This is a genomic window from Plantactinospora sp. B6F1, assembly GCF_040120695.1.
GTDB lineage: Bacteria > Actinomycetota > Actinomycetes > Mycobacteriales > Micromonosporaceae > Plantactinospora.
Genome location: NZ_JBEEAC010000004.1, coordinates 227247 through 241593, shown reverse-complemented (window position 1 = coordinate 241593; position 14347 = coordinate 227247). Strand labels below are relative to the sequence as shown.

The 14347-nt window shown below is 72.8% G+C and carries 10 protein-coding genes; 2 read left to right on the top strand and 8 right to left on the bottom strand.

Annotated features, from left to right (window positions below; all coding sequences use genetic code 11):
- Window positions 1-315: 315 nt before the first annotated feature.
- The 4 genes from ABNF97_RS08495 to xylA form a co-directional block, all read right to left on the bottom strand.
- Window positions 316-1374: a hypothetical protein gene (locus tag ABNF97_RS08495; RefSeq protein ID WP_130462290.1), complete on the bottom strand. Its 1059-nt coding sequence runs from the start codon at window positions 1372-1374 to the stop codon at window positions 316-318.
- A 146-nt stretch (window positions 1375-1520) separates the two neighbouring features.
- Window positions 1521-3011 (bottom strand): hypothetical protein, encoded by a 1491-nt coding sequence (locus tag ABNF97_RS08490; RefSeq protein ID WP_349338173.1) that lies wholly within the window; start codon window positions 3009-3011, stop codon window positions 1521-1523.
- 134 nt (window positions 3012-3145) lie between these two features.
- On the bottom strand, window positions 3146-4561 hold the full coding sequence (gene xylB / locus ABNF97_RS08485; protein WP_349338172.1) for a xylulokinase: 1416 nt from the start codon (window positions 4559-4561) through the stop codon (window positions 3146-3148).
- A 106-nt stretch (window positions 4562-4667) separates the two neighbouring features.
- On the bottom strand, window positions 4668-5855 hold the full coding sequence (gene xylA, locus ABNF97_RS08480; protein WP_130462287.1) for a xylose isomerase: 1188 nt from the start codon (window positions 5853-5855) through the stop codon (window positions 4668-4670).
- A 137-nt stretch (window positions 5856-5992) separates the two neighbouring features.
- On the opposite strand from xylA, the gene ABNF97_RS08475 reads away from it, so the two are divergent.
- Window positions 5993-7288, top strand: coding sequence for an ROK family protein (locus ABNF97_RS08475; protein ID WP_349338171.1), 1296 nt, complete (start codon window positions 5993-5995; stop codon window positions 7286-7288).
- A 356-nt stretch (window positions 7289-7644) separates the two neighbouring features.
- Here the strand turns inward: ABNF97_RS08475 and ABNF97_RS08470 are convergent, their stop codons facing one another.
- The gene (locus ABNF97_RS08470; RefSeq protein ID WP_130462286.1) at window positions 7645-8121 is read right to left on the bottom strand and encodes a MarR family transcriptional regulator; all 477 of its coding nucleotides are present in this window, start codon (window positions 8119-8121) and stop codon (window positions 7645-7647) included.
- A 107-nt stretch (window positions 8122-8228) separates the two neighbouring features.
- Between ABNF97_RS08470 and ABNF97_RS08465 the strand changes: the two genes are divergently transcribed.
- Window positions 8229-9353 (top strand): PP2C family protein-serine/threonine phosphatase, encoded by a 1125-nt coding sequence (locus ABNF97_RS08465; protein ID WP_349338170.1) that lies wholly within the window; start codon window positions 8229-8231, stop codon window positions 9351-9353.
- Between the two features lie 40 nt (window positions 9354-9393).
- Here the strand turns inward: ABNF97_RS08465 and ABNF97_RS08460 are convergent, their stop codons facing one another.
- From ABNF97_RS08460 to ABNF97_RS08450, 3 genes are all read right to left on the bottom strand, one after another.
- A complete protein-coding gene (locus ABNF97_RS08460) occupies window positions 9394-10878 on the bottom strand; it encodes a sugar transferase (RefSeq protein ID WP_502930465.1) in 1485 nt (494 codons plus the stop codon).
- Between the two features lie 275 nt (window positions 10879-11153).
- Window positions 11154-12905, bottom strand: coding sequence for a substrate-binding domain-containing protein (locus ABNF97_RS08455; protein WP_349338169.1), 1752 nt, complete (start codon window positions 12903-12905; stop codon window positions 11154-11156).
- Window positions 12906-13103: 198 nt separating this feature from the next.
- Entirely contained in the window at window positions 13104-14156 is a 1053-nt protein-coding gene (locus tag ABNF97_RS08450) for a lactonase family protein (RefSeq protein ID WP_349338168.1), read from the bottom strand.
- Window positions 14157-14347 lie beyond the last annotated feature (191 nt).

Below are 14347 nucleotides of genomic sequence, written 5' to 3'. Positions count from 1 at the left end.
GGTGTGCGGCGAGGTACATCATCAGGCCTACCCGATCGCCGTCGAAGCCGATCAGCAGTGCTAGGCGGGCCGGGGCGCAGGGCCAGTCGTGTTCGCATTCTCGGCAGGCGTAGGTGTCCGTGGGGACGTGCTGCCCGGCCATTGCTTCCCGGGCGATCCTGGCGTCAATCGTGGCAGCCCGGACCGCCCGGCGGAACTCGGGACCTGTCAGGGACGCACCCTCGGCGAGGTGCGGTGTCGGCACCCGCCGATCGTGTGCTCCTACTGCCCCGTTGGGGGCAGTAGGAGCACACGCAGGGATCCGAGTCGGGGCGGTCAGTCCTGGTCGTGCACCGTCGCCCAGTCGGTCGGGATGAAGTGGTCGGGCGCGTGCAGCACGTTGAGCAGGCGCTGCCGGATGCTCTCGTGCATCACCTGTCCCCAGGGGAACCGGGTGGGGTACTGCACCATGTTGCGGAAAGCGTTCGCCGGCCCGTTGTTCCGTTCGAGGTACTGGATGGCGGCCTGGGTGCAGACGTAGTCGGCGTACGCGAGCGCCTGGTGCGCCGCGGTGTAGAGCGCCTCGGTGCCGGGCTGGTGCCGCAGGTACGGCTCGAACCACGGCAGGTCGACCCCGGCCATCGGGGTGGGCTGACACTGGAGATCGCCGGCGAGCGCCACCGGCAGCGGATCGTGTTCGATCCCGTTGGCCTGGGCGAGCATCTGGGCACCGGCCAGTACCCCGGCCGGCTTGGCCAGGTCGAGCAGCTTCTGCCGGCCGAGCACCGCCTGGTGGTTCCGCTGCATGTACCGGTCCAGCCCCAGTGGATCGTCCGGGAAGTCGAACGCGATCTCGGCCAGCGCCTGTACCCGGTCGTGCCGGCCCCGGTCGTTGTAGTAGGTGATCATCCAGCTCATCGCCTTCGGGGCGTACTGCGGATCGCTGGTGGCCCGCGCCTTGGCCATGGCGTCGCGGGCCCGGTCGAGCTCGCCGGCCCGCTCGTGGTCGAGTGCGATGTGGAACCACGCCACCCCGCTGTACCCGAGCCGGTACGGCCCGGCGAGCTGGTTCCAGAGCCGGTTCGCCAGCTCGTGGTCCTCGACCCGGGTGGCGTGCCCGGCGAGCAACAGTTTCGCCGCAGGGGTGTAGACCGGATGCTCGGCCTCGGCGGCGATCCGCAGCGCGTCCACGCCACCGGCCAGTTGCCGGTGCGTGTACGGCACCGCCTTCGCCAGCGCGAGGAGGAACGCCGCCTCGGTCCGGTACGGGGCGCCGGGTGCCGCCTCGGTGAGCCCCTTGAGCTGTGCGGCGGCCGACTCCGGCTCGCCGGTCAGCAACAACTCGAATGCGTCCCGGCACACCGCCGCCCGCCGGACGCGTTCGGCTTCCTCCATCAGTGGCCTCCTCGGACAGTTCCACCCGCCCGTAAGGAAGTTACACACCTCGCGGCGATCCGACTACCCACCGTGTCTGTTCCCTGTGTCCGGCCGCGCCGGCAGGGGTGGGCCGGGCTGTCGGGGGCGGCGGATCTCGCCGGCGGCTACCAGCGCCAACCCCACGGCGACCACCGCGACCAACCGCCCCGGACCGCCGTACCCGCCTGCCGGACGATCCGGCCGACCAGCGGCGCGGTCAGCCAGAGCAGCACGACGGCGTAGCCGGTGAGGGCGATCCGCTGCAACCCGGTCAGGGCCGGTTCCACCACCAGGGGGTACCACAGCGGACTGAACTCCGGGGTGAAGTGGCAGAGCGCTTCCAGGTAGTAGTTGTTGTCGTAGCAGGTCCAGGGCCAGAGCTGCCCGTAGAGCAGGCTGCTCGCGGCCCCCCAGACCGAGAGCAGCACTGCGGCGAGGGTGGCCAGGTTCGCCCAGGGGCCGGCCTGGGCCGCCCCCAGCCGTACCGCGAGTGCCAGGCTGGCCGGCAGGACGGCGATCAGGAAGAACCTCGGCCCCCAGTACAGCCCGCCGTACCAGGCCCACCACGGGGCATAGACCAGTACCAGGCCGGCCACGAAGACCACCCAGAGCAGCCAGACCCCGGCCACGCCGCGACCGGCCCGGTCCGCCAACCACCGCCGGGCCGGCAGGAACAGCCCGGGCGTGAACCAGAGCAGCCCTTTGCCGAACGAGAAGAGGATCGCCACCACCCCGAGCAGCAGCGGATAGGAGAAACCCGTCTCCCCCGAGTACGGCATCACGGTCCGGCCGCCGCCGGTGCCCGCGTACGCCCGGTGCAGCGGGTCGCCGAAGCGCAGCCACGCCTCACCGGCGATCAGCATCCCGGCCGCCAGCGGCACCAGCAGGTAGCGCCAGCGCCGTTCCCGGAAGCAGAGCAGCCCGGCGACGAGACCGAGCGCCGCCACCGAGGCGGGCGTGTTGGCGACCCCGAGCACCACCGCGAGCCAGCCGACGAGCCGGGTCGACCGTCCCGTCCCGGGCAGTGTGGCGGCGAGCAGCCCGACCCCGACGGTCGTCGCGGTGAACATCTCGCCGTAGAAGTCCTGCACGTGCACGGCGGCCATGCTCCCGGCGACCAGCACCAGCAGGAAGCGGCGGAGCAACCGGCGGTCGGTCCGGTCGCGCAGCAGCAGGTGCAGGGCGACCAGCCCGAGCCCGAAGAGCAGCACGTTGTACTGCGCCAGTATCGGCTGCGGGTTGTCGTACCACCGGCCGACGACCCACAGCGGAGCCGCGAACAGCGGGCCGATCATCGAGTACGGCGTCTCCGGTACCTGCCGTTGCTCCAGCAACTGGAGCAAGGCCTGGTAGCGGGCCAGGCCGTCGCCCATCATCGGCGGGCGGGGATAGACCGCCAACAGCAGCATTCCGGCCCAGAGCAGGCCCCACTCCAGCACCGCCGCGACCGCATGCCACGACCGCTTCTCCGCGACGCCAGCCGACTCGGTCCGCCCCGGCGGCTCCCGGGGGTCGTCCGTCCGCCCCGGCGGCTCCCGGGGCTCGTCCGCGGGCTCCGCGGGGTCCGCCGGCTCCCCCGAATCCGCCCGCACCTCGCCGGTCGTCGGCACGTCCATCCACGGTCCCCTCACGCTCGCACACCTGGTCGGGCCGGAAGTCCGACCAGAGGAAGTGTGTCAAACATCGATCCACGGTCCTATAGGCAATCGTGGATGCCCATAGGACCGTGGATCGGGGACGGACGTGGTCGCTAACCCGCCGGCCGGTCCAGGATCAGGTCACGGGCCCGGGCGTACTGCTCACGGATGGCCGGGACGCCGGCGGTGACGTACTCCTGGGACTCGCCGGCCGACCAGGCGGGTGGCTCGGCGCCGCCCTGGACGACCCAGGCGGCCTGCCGGGCCGCGCCGTCCGCGACGTACTCGCCCGGCTCGGGCACCAGCACCGGGCACCCGAAGACCTGCGGCGCGATCCGGCGTACCGCCTCGGAGCGGGCCCCGCCGCCCACCAGGATGATCCGGTTCGCCTTCGCCCCCTCGGCGAGCAGCGCGTCCAGCCCGTCCGCCAGCGCACAGAGCATGCCCTCCACGGCCGCCCGGGCCAGGTGCCCCGGCGTCGACGTCCGCAGGGTCAGCCCGTGCACCGCCCCGGTCGCCAGCGGCCGGTTCGGCGTCCGCTCGCCCTCCAGGTAGGGGACCGCCACCAGCCCGTCCGCGCCGGCCGGTGTGCCCAACGCCAGCTTGGCCAGCTCGTCCAGGCTGACGCCCAGCATCGCCGCCGCCGCGTCCAGCACCCGGGCCGCGTTGAGGGTGCAGACCAGCGGCAGGAACCGCCCGGTCGCGTCCGCGAACCCGGCCACCGTGCCCGACGAGTCCGCCGCTGGAGTGTCCGCGACGCTGAACACCGTCCCCGAGGTACCGATCGAGACGACCACATCCCCGGCGACCGCGCCGACCCCCAGCGCGGCGGCCGCGTTGTCCCCGGTCCCCGGCCCCAGGGCCGCACCGCAGGCCAACTGCCCGGCCACCTCCGCCGGCCCGAGCACGGTCGGCACCTCCAGGGTCCGGCCGAACGCCTGCTCCAGCAGGTCCGGCCGGTACTCGCCGGTCGCCGGTGACCAGTATCCGGTCCCGCTCGCGTCCCCGCGGTCGGTACGCAGCGCGTCCAGCCCGGCCGCGCCACCGAGCCGCCAGGTCAGCCAGTCGTGCGGCAGGCAGACCGCCGCCACCCGCGCCGCGTTCTCCGGCTCGTGCCGGGCCAGCCAGCGCAGCTTGGTGATGGTGAAGCTCGCCACCGGCACGCTGCCGACCGCCTCGGCCCAGGTCCGCCGCCCGACCTCGCCGCCACCCGACTCCTCGATCAGGTCGTTCGCCGCCCCCGCCGACCGGGTGTCGTTCCAGAGCAGCGCGGGCCGGACGACCTCACCCGCCTCATCGAGGCAGACCATCCCGTGCTGCTGCCCGGCGACGGCGACCGCCGCCACGTCGTCGAGCCCACCCGCCTCGGTGATCGCCTGCTGCAACGCGTCCCACCAGGCCCGGGGATCGACCTCGGTCCCGTCCGGATGCGCCGCCCGGCCACTGCGGACCAGGGCACCGGTCTCGACGTCCCGGATCACCACCTTGCACGACTGGGTCGACGAGTCGACCCCGGCAACGAGCGCCATCTCACGCCCTCCTTCTGGGCTTCACCGACGGTTGTCACAGGACGGCTCGGAGAGGTCGGAGCGCGCTCTGGCCGCGCGCCCCGACCAGGCCAGCGAGCCAGGAGGCTCAGCGAGCCCCGAGCAGGTGCTCCACCGCGAGCTGGTTCAACCGCACGAACCCGAACCCGCGGGCCGCGACCGCGTCCACGTCGAGGTCCTCGAACGCACTCCGGTCCGCCAGCAGGTCCGAGTAGGTCTCCCCCGGGTTCAACGTCGGCGTCGACAGCTCACCCACCTTGCTGGCGGCCAGCGCCTCCTGCACCTCCGGGTCGGCCCGGAACGCCGCCGCCCGCTCCTTGAGCAGCAGGTACGTCCGCATGTTCGCCGCCGCCGACGCCCACACCCCGGTGTAGTCCTCGGTCCGGGACGGCTTGTAGTCGAAGTGCCGGGGACCGGTGTAGGCGGGCCCGCCCTCCGGCCCGCCGTTCTCCAGCAGGTCCACCAGGGCGAACGCGTTAAGCAGGTCGCCGTGGCCGAAGACCAGGTCCTGGTCGTACTTGATCCCCCGCTGCCCGTTCAGGTCGATGTGGAAGAGCTTGCCGGCCCAGAGTGCCTGCGCGATCCCGTGCATGAAGTTGAGCCCGGCCATCTGTTCGTGCCCGACCTCGGGGTTCAACCCGACCAGTTCCGGGTGCTCCAGCTCGTTGATGAAGGCGAGCGCGTGCCCGACCGTCGGCAGCAGGATGTCGCCGCGCGGCTCGTTCGGCTTCGGCTCGATCGCGAACTTCAGCCCGTAGCCCCGGTCGATGACGTACTGGGCGAGCAGGTTGACCGCCTCGCGGTAGCGGTCGAGCGCCGCCCGGATGTCCTTGGCGGCGTCGTACTCCGCGCCTTCCCGGCCGCCCCACATCACGAAGGTCTGCGCGCCCAGCTCGGCCGCGAGGTCGAGGTTGCGCAGCACCTTGCGCAGCGCGTACCGGCGTACGTCGCGGTCGTTGCTGGTGAAGCCGCCGTCCTTGAAGACCGGGTGGGTGAAGAGGTTGGTGGTGACCATCGGCACCACGACCCCGGTCGCCTCCAGCGCCTTGCGGAACCGGGCGATGTGCTGCTCCCGGGCGGCGTCGTCGGAGCCGAACGGGACCAGGTCGTCGTCGTGGAAGGTGATCCCGTACGCGCCCAGCTCGGCGAGCCGGTTGACCGCCTCGACCGGGTCCAGGGCCTCCCGGGTGGCGTCACCGAACGGATCCCGGGCCTGCCAGCCCACCGTCCAGAGGCCGAAGGAGAACTTGTCGGCGGGGGTTGGTTGGGGTGCCATGACTGACCTCCAGTGGAACCGACTCGACGTTGAGGTGAGGGGCGCGGGTGGTTGACCCCGGGTTGACGCCCCGGCAACCCGGGGGTGATTTGTTTATCGGTTGAATTATTTGGCTGCGCTGTGGCATTGTCAATACCGTGACGCAACCTGCGGCGGTGCCGGTCGGCTCGGCGGTGACCGCCGTCCGCCAGGCGAGCCTGCGCGAGCACAACCTGGCCCTGGTGCTGCGGCAGATCGCCACCGCCGCACGCCCGCCGTCCCGGGCCGACCTGGCCACCGCCACCGGCCTGACCCGGGCCACCGTCTCCGCACTGGTCGACGACCTGATCACCGGACGGCTGCTCACCGAGGTCGCCCCGGCTCCCCGGTCCGGCGCCGGCCGGCCCGCGGTCGGGCTCACGCTCGCCGGGCACGGCCCGGTCGGACTCGGGCTGGAGATCAACGTCGACTACCTGGCCGCCGTCCTGGTCGACCTCACCGGGGCGGTACGGCACCGCGCGGTGCACCGGGTCGACCTCCGGCCGGTACCCCCCGCCGAGGCGATGGCGCTGGTCGGCGACCTGATCACCGAGGCCGGAGCCGAGGCGGACCGGCAGGACCTGGCACTGGCCGGTACGGCGCTCGCGGTGCCCGGCCTGGTCACCGCCACCGGGCTGGTCCGGCTCGCGCCGAACCTCGGCTGGCGGGACGTGGACGTGCCGGCGCTGCTCGGCGGGCATCCGGTGCTCGACGGGTGCGGGTTGGGGGTGGACAACGAGGCCAACCTCGCCGCACTCGGCGAACTGCACGCCGGCCCGCCCGACTCGGGCAACTTCATCTACATCTCCGGCGAGGTCGGCATCGGCGCCGGGATCGTGCTGCACGGTGCCCTGTTCCGGGGTGCCCGCGGGTGGAGCGGCGAGCTCGGCCACGTGCCCGTACACCCGGAGGGCCGGCCCTGCCGGTGCGGCGGCCGCGGCTGCCTGGAGCAGTACGCCGGTCAGGAAGCCATCCTGGCCGCCGCCCGCCTGGCCGTGCCACCCGCCGTCGACACCGGCCCGACCACCGCCGGGACCGACCGGGACCGGCCGGCGGTCCCGACCCCGGGCGCGGCGGTCGCCCGGCTGGTCGAGGCGGCGGCCGGGGACGACCCGAACGCGCACCGGGCACTGGTCGACGCCGCGACCGCGCTCGGGGTCGCCGTCGCCGGGGTGATCAACCTGCTGGACGTGGACACGGTGGTGCTCGGCGGCGTCTACGCGCCACTGGCCCGCTGGCTGGCCCCGACGGTGGAGGCCGAGATCCGCCGCCGGGTGCTGACCGCCGCCTGGTCGCCGGTGACCGTCCGGGCCGCACTGCTCGGTGGGGACGCCGCCGCGCTGGGCGCCGCCGGCTCGGTCGTCCGCACGGTGCTGGAGCACCCCGCCCGGTGGCTCGGCCGGCCCGGCCGGTAGCCGCCGGGTGCCGGTCCGACCTACGGACCGTCACCCGGCGGGCATCATGGAGTCGTCGGCGACAACCGGGAAGACCGCGACAGCGAGGCCGCGCGACCGATCGCTATTGTTGCCCTTGAACAACTATTCCGATCATCAACCAATGGGCCTCTTTCAACCTGAACCGCGCGGCGCTCATGCACCGCGTCCGGCCCTGCAGTCCGTCGGACCGCAGGGGGGAGGTTGAAAAAGGTTCAATGGACGTTGTGCCGACAGGAGTGCCAGCGCCGATGCGCACACCTCGACGATCCGGCGGACGGGCGGCGGACACCGCCGCCCGACGTCCGGACCGCCGCGACGAACGGCCGACGGCCGGCTCAGGCCGACCGTTCGGTCGGCTCGACGTTGGCCCGGAACGCCCGGTCGAACTCGACCAGCCCACGCAGCAGCGCCTGCCGGCCCGCGGGGCTCATCCCGGCGAGCGTCTCGGCCAGCCGTGCCCGACGATCGGCGCGGATCTCGACGAGCAGCTTCTGCCCGACCGTGGTCAGATGCAGCGAGATCTCCCGACGATCCGCCCGGCCCGGTTCACGTTCGAGCAGCCCGGCCGCGACGAGCCGGTCGCAGAGCCGGCTCGCCGAGGAGAGCAGCATGCCGAGGATCCCGGCCAGGCCCCGCAGGTTGATCCCGTCGAACTGCTCGACCACCATCAGGGCCCGCAGCTGGGAGCTGGACAGCCGCCCGCTCGTCTGCTCCCGGGCGGCGTCCCAGACCGACAGCAGCGCCGCCGCGGCGGTGTCCACCGCGGTGGCGAGGGTCGGATCCGGTCCGCCAGGACCGCCGGATTCAGCCATGGTGATCCTGACCCTACCGCCGCCACACCGCCGGCCGCACCGGTGCGGGGCCACACCGCCCGTCCGGACCGCCACCCCGGTACGCCCGTCCGAGCGGCGGGCCACGGATGACCGGCCGGTTGGTCGAGCTGCGCCGGATCCTGGCCGAGGCACCCGCGGATCTCGTCGTCGAGCGGCTCGGCGCGGAGCTGACCAGGGTTTACGGGACGGTGGGGACCGAGCTGTTCCAGGTCGACTACCGACTGGCCGTCCTGGTGCCGCTGCACGGTGGCGACCCGGTCGTCGGGGCCGGCACCCCCGCCTGGCGTTGCTTCGACCACCAGACCGAGGTACTCCAGGACGGCGCCCTCCACCTCCCGGTCTCGATGCGCGGCGAGCGACTCGGGGTACTCCGGCTCACCCCGGCGCCCGAGGACCCGGACCGGCGCGACGAGCTGGCGCAGGCGGCGACGGCGCTGGCACACGAACTGGTCACGGTGCGGCCGGGCACCGACAGGTACACGGTCGGCGCCCGGACCCGCCGGCTCACACTGGCCGCCGAGATGCAGTGGGAGCTGCTCCCCGGCCGGAGCCGGATCCGTCCCTCGTTCAGCCTCGCCGGTCAGCTCGAACCGGCGTACGCGGTGCGCGGCGACAGCTTCGACTGGGCCGACGACGGCCAGCGGCTCTGGCTCTCCACGGTCAATGGCATGGGTGAGGGGGTGAGTGCGGCGATGCTCACCTGCCTGGGCACCAACGCGCTGCGCAACGCCCGCCGGGCCGGTCTCGATCTCGCCGACCAGGCCGCCCTGGCCGACCAGGCGATCTACGCCTACCACCAGGGCATCCAGCACCTCTCGGCGCTGCTGCTGGAGCTGGACCTGCACAGCGGGGTGGTGACGGCGGTGGACGCCGGCTCACCCCGGCTGCTCGTACTGCGGGCGGGTGAGGTGATCGAGCAGCCGCTGGACGACCAGTTCCCGCTCGGCATGTTCGACGGCACCATCTACCAGTCGCAGAACTTCCAACTGTCGCCCCGGGACCGGCTCTTCGTGGTCAGCGACGGCGTCCTCGACGCGAGTTCCCCCACCGGCCGGTACGGCGACACCGCGCTCTACCGGTCCGTCCGGCGGACCAGGTCGATGGCGCCACTAGAGGCGGTACGGTCGCTCCTCGGCGACCTGCGGGCGTTCGTCGGCAGCGACCCGGTCGACGACGCCGTGGTGGTCTGCCTGGACTGGTACGGGAGCTGACCCGTGCCGCCGCCCGGCGGCAGGCTTCTCGGACCCGGGGTCAGTACGCCCCCCGGGTCCGGACCACCGCGCCGAAGGTCTTCCACAGGATGGTGAGGTCGGCGGCGAGCGACCAGTTCTCCACGTAGTAGAGGTCGAGTCGGATGCCGTCCTCCCAGCTGAGGTCGGATCGGCCGCTGATCTGCCAGAGGCCGGTCATGCCCGGCTTCACCAGCAGCCGGCGGGCGACGTCACCGTCGTAGCGGGCCACCTCGGACGGCAGCGGCGGACGCGGCCCGACCAGGCTCATGTGCCCGAACAGCACGTTGGCGAGCTGCGGCAGCTCGTCGAGGGACCACTTGCGGAGTATCCGGCCGACCCGGGTGACCCGGGGGTCCACCCGCATCTTGAACATCAGGCCGTCGGTCTCGTTCTTCGCGGCCAGCTCGGCCAGCAGGGCGTCGGCGTTCACCACCATGGTCCGGAACTTGTACACCCCGAACTTTCGGCCGCCCTGGCCGACCCGGATCTGCCGGAAGATCACCGGCCCCCGACTGTCCAGCTTGATGGCGAGCGCGATGAGGGCGAGCAGCGGCAGTGCGAACGCGAGCGCCGTGGCGGCCAGGGCCCGGTCAACGAACGCCTTGACGATCTTCCGGGCGCCCCGGAACTCGGGCGCCTCGACGTGGATGAGGGGCAGTCCGGCGACCGGCTGGGTGTGGATCCGCGGCCCGGCGACGTCGGTCAGCGCCGGGGCGAGCACCAGGTCGATCCCGGTGCCCTCCAACTGCCAGCCGAGCCGGCGCAGCCGGGTCGCGGTCAGCTCGTTGGAGGCGGTCACCGCGACCGTGTCGGCGTTGATCGCCCCGGCGGCGTCGACGATCGTCCGGAACGAGCCGAGCACGGGTACGTCGCCGAGGCGCTGCGGCACCGGCGCGAGCAGCGCGTCCGGGATGCACGCGCCGACCACCTGGTAGCCGGCGTACGGCTCGCGGCGCAGTGTGTGCACCAGTTCCAGTACGTGCGCGGTGTCGCCGACCGCCAGCACCCGGCGGGACCAGCCGGCCCCCCGGGACCGGGACCGGTGCAGTCGTTTCCGGGCGGCGAACCGGGCGACCACCAGCCCGACCGTCCCGACCGCGAACGAGATGCCGAGGAATCCCCGGGAGACTCCGACGTCGGCGAGGTAGCCGGCGATCGCGACCCCACCGGCGAGCCGCAGGCTGGCCGAGGTCATCCGGCGGTACTCGTCGGCGCCGTAGCCGAGCACCCGGTGGTCGTAGCAGCGCAGTGCCTTCAGCGAGACCAGCCAGGCGACCACCAGGGCCGGGCCGACGATCACGTACGGAATGTCGGAGCCGCTCGCCTCGTCCCCGCCGAACCGCGCGAAGTATCCGCCGATCACCGCCAGCACCAGGATGACGGTGTCGAGCAGGAGCAGTGCGCGGATGTAGCCGCGCTGGCGCGCCCGGGACGACGAAGCGGATGCCCCCGAGCTCGGCTCCGGAGGCATCGTGATGGGGCTCAGCAAAGTCGCCGACGTCACCGGCCCTCCCTCGCTCCAGGGGGCACCCGATCAGCCGCCCGCTGCCTTGGCGGAGCGACCCGGAGGCACTTCGACATCTTCACCTACCGGGGGCATCACCGAGAGTTTCCGACGGATTACCGTCACTTGTTTGCGTCGCCGCGACCAGGCTGCTCACGTACCGCGGCGACCGGGCGACCGGCGACCGGAAAGTACGGCGCCCGCCGTACCGGCACGGATGGCCGGTACGGCGGGCGTGGCCGAGCGGGGTCGCGGGTCGGCGCGGCCGGGGCGGGTCAGCGCGGAGCGGTCGGCCGGCTGGCGATCGCCTGGAGGAAGATGTCGCCGATCTTCGCCGGGTCCTCGGTGACGAAGGCGGCCCCGCCGGTCACCTTGGGGATGGAGTCCAGTTCGGCCTTGCTGACCTCGGCACTGATGCCGATGATGATCACCTGGATCGGCCGGTCGGGGTCGTTGAGCCGCTTCAGCTCGGCGAGCAGTTGCGACTGGCTGATCCCGTTGGCGTCCTCGTTCTTGCCGTCGGTGAGCATGACCACCGAGTTCACCCGGCCGGGCTGCCAGTCGTCCTGCACGGCCTTGTAGCCGGCCAGGATCGTGTCGTAGAGCCCGGTGTCGCCGCCCCGCTTCGGGGTGATGCCGGCGAGTCGGCTCTCCAGCCGCTCCCGCTGGGCGGACATCGGGCCGATCGGCACCAGAGAGCGGTAGTCACGGGAACCGTCCAGCTCCGTGGAGAAGACCCACAGGCCGAGTGCCCAGTTGTCGTCGAAGAGCGCCAGGCCCCGCCTGGCCGCCTCCAGGGTCACCTGCATCCGGGTCGCGTTGTTGGCGGTCGGCACCCGCGCGAACATCGAGCCGGAGATGTCGATGATCGCCAGCATCCGGCCGGACTGGGTGGCGACGGCCCAACTGGAGAGCACCCGCTCGATCGTCGCACCGTCCCCGCCGCCGGCGGTGCCGCCGGGGTTGGCTGCCTCGGTGGTCGGCGTCGGCTGGGTGCCCGCCGGACTGGGCGCGCCCCGGGGCGGCACGAAGCCGTCCGCCCAGGTGCCGTCCGGGGCCCGGAGCCCCTGCCCGGCCAGCTGGCGGCGGAAGGCCCCGGAGTCGAGGGCGGCGAAGAGCTTCTCCGCCGCCCCGGTCCTGGCCGGCTCGATGCCGGGCATCACCGCGTACGGGTAGTCGAGCGAGATCGGTGCGGGTTCCAGGTAGAGGGCGGCGAGCGGCACCGGCGGCTCCGTCGCGTTGTACTCGATGACGTCCTCTTCGGAGAGGGCCGCGGCACCCAGCCCGCGGGCGAGGGACGTCTGGTCGGGCGCCTTGGGGAACCGGGCGATCAACTCCTCGCGGACCGCCGAGACACCGGTGGCCAGGGCCCGCAGGGCGGCCGTGGTCGTCTGCTCGGCCCGGGCCCCACCGGCGGACTGGGCGGCGGTGGCCAGCGAGACCAGTCCGGCCAGCCCGGCCGCGTCCCGGCTCGGCTCGACGAGACCGGTCTTGAGCTGGGTACCGGTGGTGATCTTGCCGAGCAGGTCCTTCCAGCCCAGCTTCTTCTCCGGCCAGCCGATCGTGGTGGCGAGCGGCTCCGGCATGGCCACCACCACCGGGCTGCGGGCCACCGAGGTGTTGTTCTGCGGTGCGAACGCGGGAGCCTGCTGCCGCAGCCGCAGCAGCCAGGTGGAGGAGTCGGGCAGCCAGACGTTGGGCAGTACGGTGTTGCCGCTGGCCTGCCCGACCCCGGAGAGCGACACACCGTGCTGCCCGGCGACGGCGGCGGCGACGTCCACGGACTGACTGGCGGTGACCTCGACGGCGAGGCAGAGGCCGTCGACCGCGGTTTCGGCGGCGACCAGGTCGGCCGCGGCCTGCTCGACGGCCGGAGCGATCTCCGGCGCCGCGGCGACGGTCAGCTTCAGCTCACCCGAGCAGTCGGGGCCCGCCCACCGCTGATAGCCGAACCACCCTCCAACCACGACGAGGACGAGCACCATCGCGCTGGCGATGGCGCCCGCCCCTCGGATAGGTCTACGCATGCGATGGCGGCCAGGCACGTGACCATCTTGAGGGCTTCTGCCAGGTGGTGCCAGGGGCGAAAGGCCGAATGTTACCGAGGCGGCAAAGACTTTCCGAGGAAGATTCACCTTAGGTAACCGCTCGGCCTCGGAACGTCAACAATACCGCCCAACGGGGCGCCATCGGTCCAGCGGCAGCCAAAAAGATCTTATGCAGATTTATCCAAGAATTAAGGAGGGATCGCCGAGCACGCACGTCGGACTCGGCACCGCTACCCGGTCGGGCGGACCCGCCGGGATCCCCGAACCGGGATCGACCCGGAAGACCGCCACCGCGTCGGCCCGCTCCTGCGCGACGTAGAGATGCCCGCCGAGCAACGCCAGGTGCCGGGGCCAGTCACCGATCCCGGAGACCTCCGCCAGGTATCGGGGCGACTCGTCGTCGAGCGCGAAGACCGTGACCGTGCCGACACCCCGGTTCGCCAGGTAGAGGAACCGGCCGTCCGGCCCGACCGCGATCTCCGAGGGCTGGACGTGCCCCGGCCGCCGGCTGGCCTGGACCCGACCCCGCTCGACCAGCCGGCCGGCGCCGTCGAGGGCGTACGCGGTGACGGAGGCGTCCAGCTCGCCGGCGAGGAAACAGCGACGGCCGTCCGGGTGCCGGGCCAGGTGCCGGGGGCCGGTGCCCGGACGGGTCGCGACCCGGGCGATGGTGCGCAGGCGGCCGTCCGGGTCCCGGTCGTACCGGTAGATCGAGTCGACGCCGAGGTCGACCGCGAGCAGCCCGGTGCCGGCCGGGTCCGGCGAGACCATGTGCGCGTGTGGTCCGGCCTGCCGGTCCGGCACGGGACCGTGTCCGTCGTGCCTGACCAGGTCGGTCCGGTCACCCGGCGCCCCGGTCGGGTCCAACGGGAGTACGGCGACACTGCCGCTGCCGTAGTTCGCCACGAAGAGGAACTCCCCGGCCGGGTCGGCGGCGAGGTGGCACGGCTCGGCGCCACCTGTCGACCGGACCCCGAGCGGGCTCAGCGCGCCGTCGGGGTGGATCGTCCAGGCGCTGACCGTACCCTCCGGCAGCTCGTTGACCGCGTAGAGCACGGGCAGCCGGGGATGCCGGGCCAGGAACGACGGCGACGGCGTACCCGCCACCACGCCGAGCAGGTCGAGCCGGCCGGTCCCGGCGTCCCGGCGGGCGGCCACGATGCCGGTGCCCCTGCCCCCGCCCTGCGCCGTGTAACAGCCGATGTAGACGATTTCCGCGCCGCCCGACATATCAGCTCCCGTTCCCGGCCGACCGCCCTCGGCCGAGCCGCTCCGGCACGATCCAACCAGAGCCGGCCCCGCCCCGTCCCGGCAAACCACGTCCGGCCGGGCGGCACGTTCCCCTCGCCGACGTCGGCGCGACGCTCCCCGCGCAGAGGTCGGGTGGGCAATCTTCCGGCCGGGAGGCGAACCCTATAGGA